Source organism: Thalassobacterium sedimentorum (assembly GCF_031127905.1).
Taxonomy (GTDB): Bacteria; Verrucomicrobiota; Verrucomicrobiia; order Opitutales; family Coraliomargaritaceae; genus Thalassobacterium; species Thalassobacterium sedimentorum.
Map to the genome: position 1 here is coordinate 167,482 of NZ_JARXIC010000005.1, position 17,252 is coordinate 184,733.

A 17,252-nucleotide genomic window follows, 5' to 3' on the forward strand; every position below is an offset into this window, starting at 1 on the left:
ATAAAACTGCCTTTACTGCGTATCTCCTTCTGGTATATCGAATATGCCCACAGTCAGTGGCTTATTCACCTTAATTTCGTGCAGAAAAATAGTGTGTAATTTACGACCACTTTCGTAATATTCGATCGCCTTGGGGAACTTAATACCTCCTACGGTTTGCGATCCAACCCCAATACTCTCGACTCCATTCTCAGTGATGGTCGAGACCAATGTATCTTCAGCAACCGAGAAATAACGCACAGTTTTAGGACCACCAGGATATTCGTATAGGAGCTTGTAGCACCGCGTGTCACGATAAGTCTCCGTTCCCACCAAACTCACCTTTTCACCATTGCTAAAATCTGGACGGTAGAAATTAAAAAATTGACGCGTGCTATAAGTGACACGCTCTAACTCCGGACCGATCAAGTCACGCATTTGAGAGGCTTCTGCGTTCAGATTCGAGCGTATAATACATCCCCGATTACCATCCAAGATAGTGGTTTCAACGATATCATCGACCTTAATCTCCAGGCGCTGAGAAAGTGGTTTACGAGCAACAATCAACAGTGTCGCAGATGGCATATTAGTATTCGCAGGCTCGAGACTCCCCACTAATTCCATGGTCACCAACCCATCAAGTGCTGCATCATTTCCGATAGTCGCGCGTGCTCGGTTAATAACTTCGTGCTCACTAAGCTCTTGCCCCCAGAGCGATGTCGCGAACATACATAATAAACAGGTATGCAATAATATCTTCATATCGATGTACTGTAGACCGCAATGACGGCATTTTGTTCGAGACTTACTCCCACTCAATAGTGCTAGGGGGCTTCGAACTGATGTCGAGCACGACACGATTACAACCAGACACCTCGTTAATGATGCGGCTGGAAATCGTGCGCAGCACTTCATAAGGCACGCGCGCCCAGTCAGCAGTCATCGCATCCACACTCTCAACGATGCGCAGTGCGACCACGTTTTCGTAGGTGCGCTCGTCGCCCATCACGCCGACGGTTTTGACCGGCAAGAAGACGCAGAAAGATTGCCAAACTTTGTAGTAGAGATCAGAGGCCATCATTTCCTCTTGTAGGATCGCATCGGCCTTGCGCAGCACGACCAAATCTTCGCGTTTGATCGGTCCCATCACACGGACGCCCAAACCCGGTCCGGGGAATGGCTGGCGCCAGACCACTTCCTTAGGCAGGCCCAACTGAGTGCCGAGCTCGCGCACCTCATCCTTAAATAGCTCGCGCAGAGGCTCGAGCAGTTTGAGGTTCATCTTCTCAGGCAAGCCACCCACATTGTGGTGGCTCTTAATCAGCGCCGCAGGATTACCATCGATGGCGACCGACTCAATTACGTCTGGATAGAGTGTGCCTTGAGCTAAAAAAGTGTAATTACCGCGCTCTTTGAGTTCGGTCACGGCCTCATCGAACACCTCGACAAAGGAATTACCGATAATCTTCCGCTTCGTTTCGGGATCCGAAATTCCAGCCAAACGATCCAGGAAGAAATCTGCCTTGTCAGCCACCCGCACATCGAGATCGAAGTGGTCGCCGTAAAGTTTCTCGACTTGCTCACGTTCATGTAAGCGCAAGAGACCATTGTCCACGAAGACGCAAGTGAGCTGTTTACCGATCGCCTTATGAATCAGCGCGGCGGCCACCGAAGAGTCGACCCCGCCAGAAAGCCCCAAAATCACGCGTTCGTCCCCGACCGTGTCTTTAATTTTCTGCACGCTTTCTTCGATATAATTGGCCATCGACCAATCTGCAGCGCAGTTACAAATCTTAAACAGGAAGTTGGCAATCACCTCCGTGCCCATCTCAGAGTGCGCCACTTCCGGATGAAATTGCATACCATAGAAATTACGCTCCGCATCTTGAATCGTCGCGAAAGGAGAATTCTCGGTTGAGGCCACTGCTTCAAAGCCTGCTGGTAGTGCTTCCAGGCGATCACCATGGGAATTCCAGACGCGTAGCGTATCCGGCAGACCGTCGAAAAGTTTGCCCTTAATCGCAATATTTAAAGTGCCATGGCCGAACTCGCGCTCTTCACTTTTGCCGACACGTCCACCTAGCATGTGCGCCATCAATTGCTCACCATAGCAAATGCCGAGCACAGGCAGGCCCAGCTCAAACACCTTGGCATCGGGGCGCGGGGAGCCATCCAGCAAAACTGAAGAAGGCCCGCCCGACAAGATGACGCCTTGGGCACCCGCTTCTTTGAGCACGCTCGCCTGGGTATTGTATGGGTAGATGCGTGATAGCACATTGGCTTCGCGAATGCGTCGAGCAATGACTTGCGTATACTGTGAGCCGAAGTCGAGAACTGCAATATGGTCTGGCATAGGATGCAAATTAAGAGTTATGAAACTGGAATTAAGAAATTATACGGCGAAACTCGACGGATCGAGCAATGGCAGGCTTCATATGTAAAGCGTGCACACAAATTTAAGAAACTAAAAACGAAGCCTACCATTAGTAAAGCCACATTGGGGGCAATCGCATTCTTCGCTAAGATGAGGTCCTGTATAAATTTGACTGCATTTAATGCAATGGTAGATCACCTTAGCACGCTGTGCATCATGCAGATGCCGGTCACGCCAATCATAGTAAAACCAGAGCCCAAAGAGCAGAACAAAACCCGCCCCAAGATAGAGCAGGAAAAAAATATCCACATTGAGCCCAACCACAGGTTTAACAGGTTTAACTAGAAGCCTTTGATATCAAAGAGCCCCGTAACACTCTCATTATCGTGAATACGACGAATCCCCTCGCCGAGCAAGTCAGCCACACTCAGCACAGTGATCGGCACTCCTGGACGAGTTTGCACAGGCGTAGTATTAGTGGTAATGAGCTGATCGATCATACCACCTGCAAGACGCTCGTAACCCATCTCATTCAAAACCCCGTGACTAACTGCAGCCATAACGCTCTTGGCACCGTGTTCCTTAAGCAGCTTAGCCGCGGCACAAAGCGTGCCCGCCGTTTCCGTCATATCATCGACCAACAGGATATCGCGCCCCTCAGTCTCCCCCACTAGTGATGTCGCTTCAACCGTTTCTGCACTCGTACGACGTTTAGCAATAAATCCCAGCGGCACATCCAACATCCCCGCGTAAGCAGAGGCCATCTTCATGCCTCCTACGTCTGGCGAAAAGAGCGTCAAATTCTTAGTATCAATATCCTTCAGATACTGAAAGAGCACCGGCGAAGCATACAAATGATCAACAGGAATATCAAAGAACCCCTGTATCTGTTGCGCGTGCAAATCAACGGTGAGCACACGGTCCGTGCCCGCAGAAACCAACAAATTAGCGACCAGTTTCGAAGTAATCGGCACACGAGGCTGATCCTTACGATCCTGACGGGCATAGCCATAAAAGGGAATGACTGCTGTAATACGATTTGCGGAAGCACGGCGTGCCGCATCGATCATGATGAACAATTCCATCAAATTCTGATTGGCCGGATTACAAGTAGACTGAATAATAAATACATCAGCGCCGCGTACATTCTCATTAATACGAACGAAACTTTCTCCATCGGGAAAGCTGATGACATCAGCTTCTGCAAGCGGCACACCGAGAGATTGGCAAATCTCTTTCGCTAGAGCGGGATTGGAATTGCCGCTAAATATTTTAAGGGAGCTATCTTTCATCATGATTCGTTCTGTTACTGAGACTCGGAAGGCAGAGACTTCACCGTTTTTTCGAGTTGATCAAACCTTTTGAAAAGATCCGGCAACTTTCGTTGTAAAACGGTCATTCGATTAAAGAGCATCATGGGCATTGCAGGATAACCGCGCACTTTTAACTGTGGCTCGATATCACTGACCACCGCAGTACCGCCTGCAATCATTACACCCGAACCGATGTTTAAATGCCCGGCGAGTCCCGCTTGGCCGCCCACAACGACTCCATCCCCAAGGGTCGTGCTACCGCTAATGCCGACTTGGGCAACAATTAAACAATGACGACCGATACGTACATTATGTGCAATCTGCACCTGATTATCAATTTTGGTGCCCTGACCGATCTGGGTAGATCCAAATCGAGCGCGGTCGATAGTAGTATTGGCGCCGACATCCACATCTGCAGCCGTCACCACATTCCCGATCTGAGGAACCCGCTGGTGCGCACCATCTAAATACTCATAACCATAGCCATCTGAACCGATCACGCAGCCCGGTAATAGTCGGTTACGCTCACCAATCACGCAGTAATCCCCAATCGATACCCGACTAGCAATCTCAGCCCCATCCCCCACAATGGCGGAACGACCGAGGCACACATGGCTCGCCAATACAGCTGCCCCGACTCGCGCCTCTGCACCAATGTAACAAAAGGCCCCCACACTAGCCTCAGGAGCAATGACGGCACCGGACTCCACCACTGCCGTAGGATGAATCCCCGGCGCTGGCGCTGGCAACAGAGTACGCTCAATATCCCGACAAATTAATGCAAGTGCGAACGAGGGGTTCTCAAGTTTGAGGTAAAGTTGCCCCTCACTCGGAAAAAGCTCATAGTCTTTCGGCACCAGAACCACCGAAGCCTGAGAGTCGGCGACCGCCGATCGATATTTCGGATTGCCTAGAAAGGAGAGGTCTCCCGTGGTCGCCTCAGACAACGACGCAATGCCCTGAATGGTGCCCTCAAAAGTGCCGAGAACCTCGCAGTCATCGCCCAGTATTTCCAGGATACGTGATATGGAATAAGCTAGTGCCATAATGAGTAAAAAATAAAAAACCCTGTCCTTAGCGAGAACAGGGTTTTTAAAAAGTGAGCCAACAGACAATTAATTCGCTGCGTTCAACACGGCGATCACTGCATCAGAAATTTCTAAGGAATCAGAAGTATAGATCACAGTGTTTTTAGGAACTACGAGATCAATACCTTTGTCTTCAGCAACTGTCTTAACCGCTTCGACAGCCTTCGCTTGAAGCGGTGCAAGCTCCTCTTGCTGGCCTTGTTGAGCCAACTGCTGTGCTTGCTGACGGAATTGCTGAAGCTCAACTTGGGCCTGCTGCAATCGTTGTTGTAACTCGCCTACTTTGGCTTGAGCTTCATTGCGCGCTTCATCACTCGCGGCTGGGTTTTTCGCTTTGGTTTCAACTGAGCGTCCCTCAGCTACAATTGATTCAATGCTAGCCTGCATTTTCTTCATTTCCTCCTCAACAGGAGCCACGGAGCCTTTCACCTTCTCAACAGCTGCCTGGAAAGCGGAATAATCCGCGAGAACACGTTGCACATCCACCACGCCGACGACGGGTGTTTTTTGTGCGAAAAGACCTGTAGCGATCAAAAGTGATGCGATAAATACTGTAGCGATTTTTTTCATATAATATGTGTAGTTGGAATTGAGATGTTAGAATTAAGCATCACTAGAAACGCGTGCCAAAGGAAAAATTGAATTGAGTGCCACCCGCGGCACCGTCTGGAGATGTGATTGGAATACCTAAGTCTAACTTTAGCGGTGAGCCCATCAGCATAATACGCGCACCAACGCCCCAGTTATCGGCATAATTTGACATACTGAAATCAAAATCATTTTCGTTAACGAAGCCCCAATCATAGAACACAACCAGACCTAAAGGTTCCGCAATTCGGAACCCATATTCAAAAGAAACCATCGAATATGAATTACCACCGACCGACTCGCTGGAGTCATCCGGGTCACGTGGCCCGACTTCACGATAATCAAAGCCTCGCAAAGTATCCGGACCGCCTAAGTAAAATCGGTCATAAAATGGAACGATTTCACTCTGCCCGAAAGGCGTCACACTGCCCATACGTCCCACAATCGACAAGGATTGCTGCAGTGTATCAAAAGTAGGAATAAAGTGAGCAGTGCGCCCTTCAAATTTGTAGTAATTCACGTCCCCCCCGAGCCCCGCATATTCCACACTGAGCGTCGAGCGATTCCCCTTACGCGTAAATACCAGTGTCTCACGTGTATCACGCAGGAAGGTAAGACCGACTTTAGAAACAATGTCCTCCCCCTCAGCACGCTGGAAGACATCAGCAATACCGTCTCCTGTAATAGAACCATCTCCATTATCTACAGCACCAGTTGCAGTAGGATCGCGGTCGACATCAAAAATCTCAACTAATTCAAGACGATACGACAGACGCGCTTCAACCAATTCGAAAAGTCGGCGACGCAAATACAGCTCAAAACCAGTTCGAAGCTCGTTATAATCCGCACTATTGTAGTCGGACTCTGTGCGATAAATTTCGACACCAAATGCGAGGCGTTGCTCAAAGAGCCAGGGTTCCTCGAATGCGATCACGATCTGATTACTACTGGTGCCCAAGGATGCACGGAAACGAAACTTCTGTCCGTCACCCTGAAAACCAGAGCGCCAATTAAAGAGATCAAAGTTACCTTGGGAGATTTCGAAATAAATGACAGCACTCTCAACTGAACCAAAGCCTGCACCGAAAGTGAAATTCCCGGTACGACCTTCTCGCACGGTGACCCCTAGATCTTTACGCCCCGGCACATTAGTCGGCTCAGGGTTCAAGCGAACATCCTCGAAGAAGCTCGTATTTTGCAAACGACGCTGACTGACTTCCATGCGCGTGCGGTCGAAAACATCCCCCGGGCTCAACGCTAGCTCCCGCACGATCACGCGCGCCTTCGACTTAGTGTTCCCTTCGACTTTAATTGATTCTACATAAAATTTCTCACTCTCCCGAATACGGAAAACAACATCGATTTCACGCGTTTCCATATTGGGCACTCGCTCCGCACGTACGCTGGTATCCAAGTAACCATTAGAAGTGTAATACTCACGGATCGCTGTAGCCGCATCATCTACATTCTGTGGAGAAAATGGCGCCCCAGAAACAAGACGCGTCGCTCCTAACAGTTCGGATGAAGTGTAAACCGTGGCATTTTCAACAGTGAAATCACCTAAAAAGTACAACTGCCCTTCTACAACAGGAATTGTAATCACAATCTCGTCAGCTTCAACAAACGAGATATCGACCTTATCATCCTCAATAACACTGTCTAAGAAGCCTGCATCTCGATAGAACTTCCGTAAAATATCCAAGTCTTCCTTAAACTTCTTCTCATCAAACTTCCCCGAACCGAGTAACCATGACAACCAATTATGCTCTGCAGTCTCCAATTGAGAACGTAATTTTTTGTCCGAAAAAGTGGTATTTCCTTCAAAGTTAATCTCAGCGATCCGAACCTTGCCTCCTTCATCGATATCATAATTAACGACTGCATAGCCAGTCTGCTCATCACGCTGAATTCGATAATCAACCTCAACGTCGGGAAAGCCCTTCTCCACATAATATTCTGCAATCGCATCAGCACCTACGCTAACTTGATACTCATCAAGCGGTTGGCCACTTTCAACCTCAGCCTTTGACGCAAGTCGAGAATCGGAATAGGAATCATTTCCAAGAAAACGGATACGCTCGATAGTATACTTGGAAACAAGCTCGAAGACGACATCGATAGTCTCATTCTCAGCCTTATCAACCCGAACCTCCACAAACTCAAAATAACCAGTGCTATACAGAGTGCGAATGGATTGATCGAGCAGCGCCGGGTTGTAGTTCATGCCGGGACGCAACTGAATATTACCAAAAATATACTGATCACTGACTGCACGAAAGCCCGAAAACTCTGGAACAATTCGGTTGATAACCGGATAAGTATCAGCCTCCTGAGCGAATGATGATTGCGTCGACAAACCGAAAGCAAGCAAGCTGGCTACGGTAAAAAGTAATTTCTGAATAATTCGCATTTGAAATAAGAAGTGGTGAAGCGAGGCCTTTAGTGATGGAAATTCTCGTAGCGTGTATAACGACGAACAAAAGTTAAGTCTATTTCACCTACGGGGCCATTACGCTGTTTGGCAACGATTAATTTAATGTGCTCATGTTCATTATACAGCCCGCCCCCCTCGACTGTCTCGTCATCATCACTCTTTTTAGGACGATGCAGCAGCATCACGACGTCAGCGTCCTGCTCAATAGAACCAGATTCACGCAAGTCAGAAAGGCGTGGATCCCGATTTTCCTTCTCCGAATCACGATTTAGCTGACTCAGCACGACTACCGGCACATTCAGCTCTTTGGCCATTCCCTTCATTCCACGGGAAATATCTGCAATCTGTTGCTCGCGTTGTAAGCGATTATCAGTGCCTCGAATCAACTGGAGATAATCCACCACCACCAACCCCAGTGGACTTTTCGTGTGCAGTCGTCGCGCCTTCGCCCTAAGATCGAGAATTGTAGAGCTCGAGCCATCGTCAATCCACAGCGGGGCCTCTTTCAGCTCTTTAACAGTGGTCGCAATATCAGCCGAATCCTGCTTTGAAATCACACGGTCCCGAATACGCTTCATGTCCACACGTGCGCGGCTGCAAATAAGACGCATGGCCAATTGAGCAGCCGTCATTTCCAAACTAAAAACAAGCACACCTGAAGGCTTCCGCCCTCCATCAGGAATCATGGCATGCTCAGCAAAGTTCATCGCCAAACTAGTTTTTCCCACCGACGGCCGGGCGGCCAAAACAATCATCTGACCGGGGTGAAAACCGTAAGTCATACCATCCAGATCACGGAAACCAGAAAGCACGCCATCGGCATCGTCGCGCCCATTTAAAAGCGCATGTATGTCCGCAACCGCCTCATCCAACGACTGACGAATAGGAATCGCTGCATCAGTGATGCGATCGCGACTAATCTCAAAAATGTCCTGCTCAATCTTTTCAATGAAGGTGGACATGTCCTCCTGCTGCTCGTAGCAGGCTTCGATTGCTTCACGCGAGGTGCGTATCAGCCGGCGCAACAAATACTTTTCATGAACAATTTTGGCGAAATACCGCGCGTGCGCCGATGTCTCGATACGATCTTGAATCGCATAAATGGTGGCAATGCCACCGACCTCCTCTTCAAGTCCATTCTTGCGTAGATAATCCAGCAGCAGGATTTCATCAATTGGGTCACCAGTTTCGTACAGCGCAAGCAACGCACGAAAGAGCTCTTCGTGCGCTGTCTTGTAAAAAAACTCCGGCGCAATTTTAGACTCGATGCATTCAGTCAGAATCTCACGCCCCCCGTCAATCAGGCAAGCTGCGATCAGACCTTCCTCTGCCTCGATACTGTGCGGCTGCACGCGAATCGTTTCATCTGAAGATGACGATTGGCGTTTATCTTTGAAATTTCGACCCGAGCGATCTCGACCGAATGATGACTTAGAATCAGGCGGCATCGTATTGGAATGCGTCTATACGACTATGCCTGCAAATTACTCGTCGTCAGCAGACTCTTCAGAATCCGAACCTTCTTCGATAGGATTCTCGGAAACAACTTCAAACTTAAGTTCAGTTTCAACGTCAGAGTGAAGCTTTACAGCGGCTGTGTGCGAACCAAGTTCCTTAATCGGCGCAGCCAGTTGAAGTTGTTTCTTGGTAAGTTCGATGCCCTCTTCCTTGAGGCGTTCAAGTAGATCGTTTGCAGTCACTGCACCGAACATCTTACCGCCCTCGCCCGTCTTCACCGCGATCGCGATGCTTGTCTTCTCAACACGCTCACTCAGTGTGCGTGCATCTTCGAATTCTTTTTGCTCACGTGCTTCACGTGCTTTCAGCAAAGACTCTACGTGTTTTTTGTTTGCCTGCGTGATTGGCAAAGCCAGCTTGCGAGGAAGCAAAAAATTGCGGGCGTAGCCTGCTTTTACGGTGACTGTGTCGCCTTCGGCGCCGAGTCCAGAGATGGGTTGGAGGAGGAGAACCTGATTGTTGGCCATGATACGTTCTTTGATTAAATGTGTTATAGAAAGAGTATGAGAGTTTACAGCTGTACAGCTTAGAAGGGGACGTCTTCGTCAAGGGTGTCGCCATCTGCAGAGAAATCATTACTCGTAGCTGGCTTGGACACACGCTTGGGCGGCGAACTTTGTTCATATCCAGCAGCGGATGAACTCGAAGCACTACTAGAGTCATTGTCATCGCGACCACCGACAAATTGGAAATTTTCCAAAACAACACCCAGCTTACTACGTTTTTGCCCGTCGTTGGTCTCCCATTGATCAAGCTTCAGACGCCCCTCAACCATGAGTGGACGTCCTTTACGCATGTATTTAGTGATCACCTCGGCCTGCTTACCGAATGCGTCAATATCCACGAAGGTGGTTTCTTCCCTGCGTTCGCCGTCCTTGGTCGAATAGACACGCGAAACGGCCATACCGAGCTTGCAAATTGTATTACCATTGGCCGTCACGCGAGTTTCAGGGTCGCGTGTTAAGTTTCCTAGCAGAATAACTTTATTAAAGGAGGCCATGGTAATCGACGAGATGCAGAATTAGACAGACTGGGTAAAGATGCGATTCACGCGCTTGTCGAGCTTAAGCTTCTCATTCAGAGTCGCTGGCACCTCGCTGGTCGCTTCGAAATAGATTTCGACATAATGTCCTTGAGTAAAGCGACGGTCGGCAGCACGTGCAAACTCGCGCATTCCTAGGTCTTCACTATCGGAAGGCTCAGCTCCAATAGACTTCAGGATTTCATTAAGATCAGCCAAAACCTTAGCGGAATCGTCTTCAGATTCGCGGAGGTCGAGGATGAAAGTGGCTTTATAGTTATTTTTGGTCGTTGCGCTCATGCGATATAGCTTTGCGTTGGTTAATTGTGTTCATGGCAAGATCGAGCCCACTCTCTAAGATCAAATCTATTTGATCTAAAAACAGTGAGGTGCAATCTGCCAAAAGGGTTTGTTCGTCCTTAGAAAATTGACTAAGAACATAATCTGCGAGATCCATCTCTTTGTGCGGCTTCGCCCCAATTCCAACACGATAACGTGCGAAACCAGCCCCGACTTGAGTCAGCAAATCAGCGATACCGTTGTGACCGCCTGCACTGCCGTTAACACTTAACTTGGTGCGCCCCAAATCTAACGTCAGGTCGTCATAAATAACTAGCAGCGATTCGGAAGATAACTTACGATAGCGCAAGGCTGCCGCAAGCGAGCGCCCACTGGCATTCATAAAGGTTTGCGGCTTCAGGAGCATCAGTTTGCGCCCTTCGTGTAGAGCAACCGCGACCTCTGCCTCGAAGCGCGCTTCATGTTTCCACGAAGCGCCACACCTTGCAGCCAGTAAGTCAACAAGGGAAAAACCAATGTTGTGTCGGGTATTGCGATATTTTAAGCCAGGATTTCCCAGGCCAGCAATTACCGCGATGGACATTTGTAAAAGAACGAATTCCAGCAGCCACAATGAGCCACTGGATAAAGAAAAAAAGTTTACTTCCCTTCGGAAGCGTCGGCATCACTCACCTTCGTCGCAGGCACTTCATCTGCAGCCACCGATGCGGCATCATCAGAATCACCTGCAGCGACCGTTGGCGCCAGGCAAGAAACCAAGACCTGATCCGGCTCGCCCAAATACTCAACATCTTCGAGCACAGGCAGATCACTAATATGAACCGCACCACCGACTGCCAGCTTAGACACATCCGCATTCACGTGGTCAGGAAGCTTGGATGGACGGCAACGAATCTCAACCTCGTGGCCATTTTGATCAATAATGCCGCCTTCATTACGCACACCGACACAATCCTCTTCACCGATCAAGTGCACGGGAACCTTCGTTGTAAACGCGTGACCACGCTCTACCTCTTGAAAGTCAATATGGTCGATAGTGCTCTTAACTGCATGATACTGAACATCCTGCACGAGACAAAGAGCCGAATCGCCCTTTTCATCAGTCAATTCAACAAGTGCCGCACCACCACCGATTTCACGATTCAATGTGCGAAAATCAACCGCAGAAACGGAGATCGAGCGTGCATTACCCTGGCCATACAATGAGGCAGGAATTTGACCCTCGGCACGAAGGCGGCGAGCAACACCGCGACCGGTGTTTTCACGATTGGATATCTTAAGTGTGTACTGTTGCATGTCTAAAATCTGGTGAAAATGCCATCTTGGGAAACGGCTTGAATCTGAGAAAACCGCGCAGAGTAAAAGAGACAAAACGAAAAGCAACCCTAACTTTATGGATTTTTTTCTTTTAGTGTCCTCGGCTCCCTCCACGCCCCCAATTCGATAGTATAGACTCCATGTATCCACTGATTTCCGCGCTCATAGCCTAGAATGTAAAAAAATCGCGCAGCCGTGTAGGCTGCGCGATTCAGATAAAGTGGAATCCCCTGGCTGGCGATTACTGAGCCGACGCGATGATCTGCTGTAGATGCTCTACATACTGCTCAGCTCCACCTCGGCGATAGCCCGTCTTCTCGATAAGTTGTCCCTCCGGCGAGAGGACCAAGATAGTCGGAAATCCTCGAATGCCATAGGCGCGCGCCAGAGCTTCATTCTGCGCCTTTAATTCAGAAGACTGAGTTTTCGAACGTGGAAAGTCCAACTCAACCAATACGAAGGCATCTTCAGCATACTCTTGAAAAGTTGGCTGACTAAAGACCTCCTCATCCAACTTGATACACCAGCCGCACCAGTCAGACCCGGTAAAATCGAGCAGCATAGGCTTTCCCTCTGCCTGTGCCTTGGCCTTTGCGGCATCAAAATCTGTCATCCACCCTGCCCCGGCACTGAATGATGCCTGCAGACCTAAGAGAGTAATGAGTGCGGTAATCAATATTTTTTTCATAATGTGTCTTTAATCTTAATTTGTATGGTGTTTCGGATTGTAAGATCCTTCAAAAGCCGAAGTATTCCCACGAAAATCCTTCAAATCCACAATTTAGAAAAATCGCCTCCAACAACTTGAGAATTTCAGGAACTGAAATTGTTCTAAACGTTCTAAGAAGAACTAACTATGATTACACCGATTTTCTTTTTTATCCTAATACCTATGATCGTGGGCCTATGGGCTCAGATGAAAGTTAAAAGCGCCTATGGCAAATATGTCCAGGTCCCCTCACGTGGCCACATAACTGGGCGCGAAGCAGCCCAAGCCGTCATGGCAAGCGCTGGCATCCAGGACGTAGAAATAGTCGAGTGCCACGGCACGCTCACCGACCATTACGACCCAACCAACAAACGACTTGCGCTCAGCCAGGACAACTATCGCGGCACAAGCCTAGCCGCGCTAGGTGTTGCTGCTCACGAAGCTGGGCACGCCATTCAACATAAGCAGGAATACGCTCCACTCAATCTACGAATGTCGCTGGTACCAATCACTGGCTTTGCCTCACAATTCCTCCCTGTCATTATGTTTGGCGGCTTCTTCTTCGGCTTCGGCGCGATCACAATCAATCTCGGCATTGCCGTATATCTGGTGTTGACCGTTTTCCAACTGGTCACTCTACCAGTAGAGTTTGACGCGAGCAAGCGCGCCAAGGCACAATTAGTCGGGCTTGGCATCATCGACCAAGACGAACTGGTCGGCGTCAACAAAACTCTGGACGCCGCTGCCTACACTTACGTAGCCGCCTTTGTCAGTAGCTTGGGTTGGTTACTCTACTTTTTAGCTTCGCGCAGATAAAGCCTTCACATCAGTGGCACTCAAAGTAAAAAAGAATACAAACGACCCAAAATTCGGGGTCGTTTTTTTACATTTATTTGACCCGACTCGGATTGCTAAAACCAACAGTCCTCACGTATAAAAATGTGCTCATCTTTTAAATGCATGCGCACACGACATTTTATCCTTGGCACCAGCTTGCTGCTAATCGCTCAACTACAAGCGAGCTACCTCGATGACATCGGACTGACCACGCTCAGAGCCAGAGACGCCAGCCTAGACGGCAGTGGCGTGACCGTCGCGCAAGTGGAAGCAAGCACAGGCGGCGGCGCATGGCAAACCGATCCCTCAAACATGGGACTAGACAGCAGCCTTTTCAACTATTTCACCACTGACACAGACGACACGGATGGATCGAATTCAGAATATCCAGATGGCATGGATTTTTCCAGCAGCCTAGAATCCAGCCACGCAAATACTGTCGGCGGCAATTTCTTCGGAAACAGTTCCGGAGTCGCACCGGGTGTATCAGCCATTCAAGTTTTCAGCGCCAGCTATTTCTATTATGACGGTAAAACCGATGAAAATGAGAACGACGTCAGTACATCCATAATCGCAAATTTAACAAACATAGAGGCGAAAGTCGTCAATCAAAGTTTCGTATATACAGATGAAGCTAACACGCCAACTGAATATTTGGCTGTTGATGCGAACTACGACATATATGCCTCTCTTTACGATACGTTATTCGTCAATGGCGTCGGCAACACAACAGGAAGCCCCCCCTCCCCAGCGACCATGTACAATGGCATCGCAGTCGGCCTGATCTCCGGTTCGAGTAGTATCGGGCCAACTACGGAAGGACGTAGCAAGCCAGATATCGTCGCACCATCCAACTTAACTAGCTACGCGACGCCTTATGTCGCTGGTGCCGCAACCCTCCTCGTACAAGCAGGAAACAACGATGCCGGAGGAACGGGGACCGCAAGTGACGCCACAGACATTCGCACACTTAAAGCACTACTTCTAAACGGAGCTGTAAAGACATCAGACTGGGAGCAAATCGATGATGAACCCTTGGACAGAAATCATGGCGCAGGAGTCGTCAATATTAACAATGCACACCTACAACTCACCGCAGGCCAATACACAGAAACCGTCAGCGACACCGCCAGCGACTCGGGCGACACACACCTCCCCTCCTCCAGTATCACCACCACAGTCGGCTCCAATATGGGCTGGAATTTAAGCACCCTCACCAATGCGTCCAGCGGATTAGGTCCGTTTCAAACCTACAGCGACGCCACGGATGACTACTATTTCGAATGCGACGCGGCCGATGCCAGCAGCTTCAAGCTCACCGCCACCCTCGTATGGAATCGCAATGCAGTTTCCCGCCCGAACAGCTATATTTTCTACGACCTCAACAACCTCGACCTCTTCCTCTACAAAGAAGGCACCAGCGGCTACGAACTCGTGGCCTCCAGCGTTAGCACGGTGGACAATGTCGAGCACCTCTACCAACTCGACCTCGAACCGGGACGCTACGTGCTACAAGTTTACAAGCCCGGAGACGGATCCGCCACCGCGAACGAGACCTACGCACTGGCCTTCAACTTCGAAGCAGGCGCGCCGCTCGCAGCCAGCGATGCCAGCGCCACACCCCTCTCCAGCAGTGCGATCCAGCTCAATTGGAGCGACAACGCCGAGCGAGAGACCGGTTACCGTATCGAGCGCCGCATCGCAGGCGGCAGCTACAGCAGCCTCAACACCCTCGACGCCGACACAGAGACCTACACGGACAGCAGCTGCGCCGCCGGGACCACTTACGAGTATCAAATCATCGCCTACAACGACAACGGCGATGCCGCCCCAGCCGAAGCCAGCGCCACCACCCATAGCGAGCAGGAAGCCTGGCGACTCAGCTATTTCGGATCCACCAGCAACAGCGGCGACGGCGCCGACGATGCCGACCCAGACCTCGACGGCCTCAGCAACCTCATAGAATTTGCCACAGGCAGCGACCCGCAAAGCAGCAGTCCCAACCCCATCAGCACCGACCTCTTAGCCAGCGATCAACAATTCAGCTTCACCTGGCGCAGCAACAGCGGCTATGACTACTCGATCGGCTACAGCGAAGACCTAAACAACGGCTTCACCTACTACAGTTCCAGCGCATTAGAATCGGAGCTTATCAGCGAACTAGAGCTCATTGACACAGAGACAATCGACAGCGAATTCGAAACCCTCACCTATGGGATCACAGACAGCGTCAGTTCTAACCAAGTCTTCATTCGACTACAAATCGAATAAGGCCAAGATAAAGACTTGACGATTGAACGACGAAGCGCATCGTTCGCAATCTTTCATAAGTCGGGCCGTAGCGCAGTCTGGTAGCGCACTTCGCTGGGGGTGAAGGGGTCGCAGGTTCAAATCCTGTCGGCCCGACCATTTGAAAATAAAACCGTCAACTTGTTGGCGGTTTTTTTATGGGCGCACGGCCGACAGAGGTTTGAACCTGCGAACAAGCAGGTTTAACGAAGTATTGCAGCAACGGACGTTGCGTCTCGGCAATACGTAGATGGCGCAGCAATCCTGTCGGCCCGACCATTTGAAATAATATGAGGCTCAGTTCCCCCCAACTGAGCCTTTATTCTGCCTAAATACCAAAGACCTATGTCGAACCTGCCCATCCAATAGGTTCTACGCTTTCTTGCAGTAAGCAAGTACCTCTCACGTAGTGGCAAGCTTCCAGCTTGCCCCCAACTACAATCAACAAGCTGGAAGCTTGTCACTACACTAAACCTAGGCACTAAAACACAGCATCCACAAACGGCAACAGACAACGGCAAAGCTGCGTATGACGAATCGAATTCACAGCTACCCCAGCAGCAACAGCGCTAATAGATTGCTTTAACGACACTGAAACGTGAGGCTAAGCTCCTCCGTGACTCGTATGCGGGCATATATATTGCTACCTCACTTCAATATGTGCATCTTTCTTAAAGTGATCTTCTGCATGCTGCTTTCGCTCTATCTGGGCGCTTGCTCGGGTGAGCGCACGCAGTCAGCAGTGGATACGCAAACGCTGACGATCCATGCTGCAGTGAGCTTGAGCGCGATGGTGCGCGAGTTGGGCGCGCAATTCGCCGAAGATCATGGACTGACTTTACATTATAATTTTGCCAGTTCCGGGGCCTTGGCACGTCAACTAATCGCCGCCCCCCGGGGCGAGATCTATCTGAGTGCCAACCAACAGTGGATGCAACGCGCACGTGAAGCCCATGCAGTACAGTCTGCCACGGTGAGCGTCCTATTTGCCAACCAACTGGCCATGGTGGCGCACCCGGAAAATCCGATCCAAGCGATTGACGCGGCAGAGATCTGCACATTGCCACTGACGCAACTCTCGATAGGTGACCCAGACTACGTGCCCGCGGGCTTATATGCCCGCAGCTGGCTACAAAGTCTCCATTGCGGCGATCGCAGCGCATGGGATGCCTTTAAAGACAAAGTGATACCTGCCACCGATGCGCATGCGGCTCTTGCCAGAGTGCAGGCCAGCCGTCAGATGGTGGGCATCGTGTATAAGACCGACTACCTGGCACAGGCAGACTCTTTACGATTGATCTACAGCGTGCCTCAGACAGCCACAGCGCCCATTCACTACTACGGGGCGGTCGTTTCCGGAAGCGCACATTCCGATCTCGCCGCCGACTTCCTGGAATACATAGGCTCGCAAGCCAGCCAAGCGATTGTGGAAAAATACGGTTTTACACCTGTTCAAGCCGCAGCTAGGCAGACTCCCTAGGCATC

The 17,252-nt window shown here is 50.0% G+C and carries 16 protein-coding genes and 1 tRNA gene; 4 read left to right on the plus strand and 13 right to left on the minus strand.

What is annotated here, in order from left to right; genetic code table 11:
• Positions 1–12: 12 nt before the first annotated feature.
• The 13 genes from QEH59_RS04740 to QEH59_RS04800 form a co-directional block, all read right to left on the minus strand.
• On the minus strand, positions 13–708 hold the full coding sequence (locus tag QEH59_RS04740) for a hypothetical protein (protein ID WP_308984204.1): 696 nt from the start codon (positions 706–708) through the stop codon (positions 13–15).
• 76 nt (positions 709–784) lie between these two features.
• Complete coding sequence (guaA, locus tag QEH59_RS04745) at positions 785–2,332, minus strand: glutamine-hydrolyzing GMP synthase (RefSeq protein WP_308984205.1); 1,548 nt, start codon at positions 2,330–2,332, stop codon at positions 785–787.
• A gap of 362 nt (positions 2,333–2,694) precedes the next feature.
• Positions 2,695–3,648: a ribose-phosphate diphosphokinase gene (locus QEH59_RS04750; protein WP_308984206.1), complete on the minus strand. Its 954-nt coding sequence runs from the start codon at positions 3,646–3,648 to the stop codon at positions 2,695–2,697.
• An 11-nt stretch (positions 3,649–3,659) separates the two neighbouring features.
• Positions 3,660–4,712: a UDP-3-O-(3-hydroxymyristoyl)glucosamine N-acyltransferase gene (gene lpxD / locus QEH59_RS04755; protein WP_308984207.1), complete on the minus strand. Its 1,053-nt coding sequence runs from the start codon at positions 4,710–4,712 to the stop codon at positions 3,660–3,662.
• A gap of 69 nt (positions 4,713–4,781) precedes the next feature.
• The gene (locus tag QEH59_RS04760; protein ID WP_308984208.1) at positions 4,782–5,324 is read right to left on the minus strand and encodes an OmpH/Skp family outer membrane protein; all 543 of its coding nucleotides are present in this window, start codon (positions 5,322–5,324) and stop codon (positions 4,782–4,784) included.
• Between the two features lie 43 nt (positions 5,325–5,367).
• On the minus strand, positions 5,368–7,752 hold the full coding sequence (gene bamA, locus QEH59_RS04765; RefSeq protein ID WP_308984209.1) for an outer membrane protein assembly factor BamA: 2,385 nt from the start codon (positions 7,750–7,752) through the stop codon (positions 5,368–5,370).
• A gap of 29 nt (positions 7,753–7,781) precedes the next feature.
• Positions 7,782–9,224 carry a replicative DNA helicase gene (gene dnaB / locus QEH59_RS04770; protein ID WP_308984210.1) on the minus strand — a complete coding sequence of 481 codons (1,443 nt, stop codon included), beginning with the start codon at positions 9,222–9,224 and terminating at the stop codon, positions 7,782–7,784.
• A 36-nt stretch (positions 9,225–9,260) separates the two neighbouring features.
• Positions 9,261–9,761, minus strand: coding sequence for a 50S ribosomal protein L9 (gene rplI, locus QEH59_RS04775; protein ID WP_308984211.1), 501 nt, complete (start codon positions 9,759–9,761; stop codon positions 9,261–9,263).
• A 59-nt stretch (positions 9,762–9,820) separates the two neighbouring features.
• Entirely contained in the window at positions 9,821–10,294 is a 474-nt protein-coding gene (locus QEH59_RS04780; protein WP_308984213.1) for a single-stranded DNA-binding protein, read from the minus strand.
• Between the two features lie 21 nt (positions 10,295–10,315).
• On the minus strand, positions 10,316–10,615 hold the full coding sequence (locus QEH59_RS04785) for a 30S ribosomal protein S6 (RefSeq protein WP_308984214.1): 300 nt from the start codon (positions 10,613–10,615) through the stop codon (positions 10,316–10,318).
• Entirely contained in the window at positions 10,593–11,228 is a 636-nt protein-coding gene (gene pth, locus QEH59_RS04790) for an aminoacyl-tRNA hydrolase (protein ID WP_308984215.1), read from the minus strand. Before pth ends, QEH59_RS04785 begins: the two co-directional genes overlap by 23 nt.
• A 26-nt stretch (positions 11,229–11,254) precedes the next feature.
• Positions 11,255–11,911 carry a 50S ribosomal protein L25 gene (locus QEH59_RS04795; protein WP_308984216.1) on the minus strand — a complete coding sequence of 219 codons (657 nt, stop codon included), beginning with the start codon at positions 11,909–11,911 and terminating at the stop codon, positions 11,255–11,257.
• Positions 11,912–12,173: 262 nt separating this feature from the next.
• Positions 12,174–12,620, minus strand: a complete 447-nt coding sequence (locus QEH59_RS04800) for a thioredoxin family protein (protein WP_308984217.1) — start codon at positions 12,618–12,620, stop codon at positions 12,174–12,176.
• Between the two features lie 168 nt (positions 12,621–12,788).
• Here QEH59_RS04800 and QEH59_RS04805 point away from each other — a divergent pair, with 168 nt between their 5' ends.
• From QEH59_RS04805 to modA, 4 genes are all read left to right on the plus strand, one after another.
• The gene (locus QEH59_RS04805) at positions 12,789–13,457 is read left to right on the plus strand and encodes a zinc metallopeptidase (protein WP_308984218.1); all 669 of its coding nucleotides are present in this window, start codon (positions 12,789–12,791) and stop codon (positions 13,455–13,457) included.
• A gap of 144 nt (positions 13,458–13,601) precedes the next feature.
• Positions 13,602–15,749, plus strand: coding sequence for a S8 family serine peptidase (locus tag QEH59_RS04810; RefSeq protein WP_308984219.1), 2,148 nt, complete (start codon positions 13,602–13,604; stop codon positions 15,747–15,749).
• Positions 15,750–15,810: 61 nt separating this feature from the next.
• Positions 15,811–15,887: transfer RNA gene (locus QEH59_RS04815), tRNA-Pro, on the plus strand.
• Positions 15,888–16,425: 538 nt separating this feature from the next.
• Positions 16,426–17,247 carry a molybdate ABC transporter substrate-binding protein gene (gene modA / locus QEH59_RS04820; RefSeq protein ID WP_308984220.1) on the plus strand — a complete coding sequence of 274 codons (822 nt, stop codon included), beginning with the start codon at positions 16,426–16,428 and terminating at the stop codon, positions 17,245–17,247.
• Positions 17,248–17,252: the final 5 nt, after the last annotated feature.

Bases quoted from the DNA above. Each gene is read 5' to 3' on its own strand.
- QEH59_RS04740 (WP_308984204.1), bottom strand. From the start codon at position 708: ATGTTCGCGACATCGCTCTGGGGGCAAGAGCTTAGTGAGCACGAAGTT.
- guaA (WP_308984205.1), bottom strand. From the start codon at position 2,332: ATGCCAGACCATATTGCAGTTCTCGACTTCGGCTCACAGTATACGCAA.
- QEH59_RS04750 (WP_308984206.1), bottom strand. From the start codon at position 3,648: ATGATGAAAGATAGCTCCCTTAAAATATTTAGCGGCAATTCCAATCCC.
- lpxD (WP_308984207.1), bottom strand. From the start codon at position 4,712: ATGGCACTAGCTTATTCCATATCACGTATCCTGGAAATACTGGGCGAT.
- QEH59_RS04760 (WP_308984208.1), bottom strand. From the start codon at position 5,324: ATGAAAAAAATCGCTACAGTATTTATCGCATCACTTTTGATCGCTACA.
- bamA (WP_308984209.1), bottom strand. From the start codon at position 7,752: ATGCGAATTATTCAGAAATTACTTTTTACCGTAGCCAGCTTGCTTGCT.
- dnaB (WP_308984210.1), bottom strand. From the start codon at position 9,224: ATGCCGCCTGATTCTAAGTCATCATTCGGTCGAGATCGCTCGGGTCGA.
- rplI (WP_308984211.1), bottom strand. From the start codon at position 9,761: ATGGCCAACAATCAGGTTCTCCTCCTCCAACCCATCTCTGGACTCGGC.
- QEH59_RS04780 (WP_308984213.1), bottom strand. From the start codon at position 10,294: ATGGCCTCCTTTAATAAAGTTATTCTGCTAGGAAACTTAACACGCGAC.
- QEH59_RS04785 (WP_308984214.1), bottom strand. From the start codon at position 10,615: ATGAGCGCAACGACCAAAAATAACTATAAAGCCACTTTCATCCTCGAC.
- QEH59_RS04795 (WP_308984216.1), bottom strand. From the start codon at position 11,911: ATGCAACAGTACACACTTAAGATATCCAATCGTGAAAACACCGGTCGC.
- QEH59_RS04800 (WP_308984217.1), bottom strand. From the start codon at position 12,620: ATGAAAAAAATATTGATTACCGCACTCATTACTCTCTTAGGTCTGCAG.
- QEH59_RS04805 (WP_308984218.1), top strand. From the start codon at position 12,789: ATGATTACACCGATTTTCTTTTTTATCCTAATACCTATGATCGTGGGC.
- QEH59_RS04810 (WP_308984219.1), top strand. From the start codon at position 13,602: ATGCGCACACGACATTTTATCCTTGGCACCAGCTTGCTGCTAATCGCT.
- modA (WP_308984220.1), top strand. From the start codon at position 16,426: ATGTGCATCTTTCTTAAAGTGATCTTCTGCATGCTGCTTTCGCTCTAT.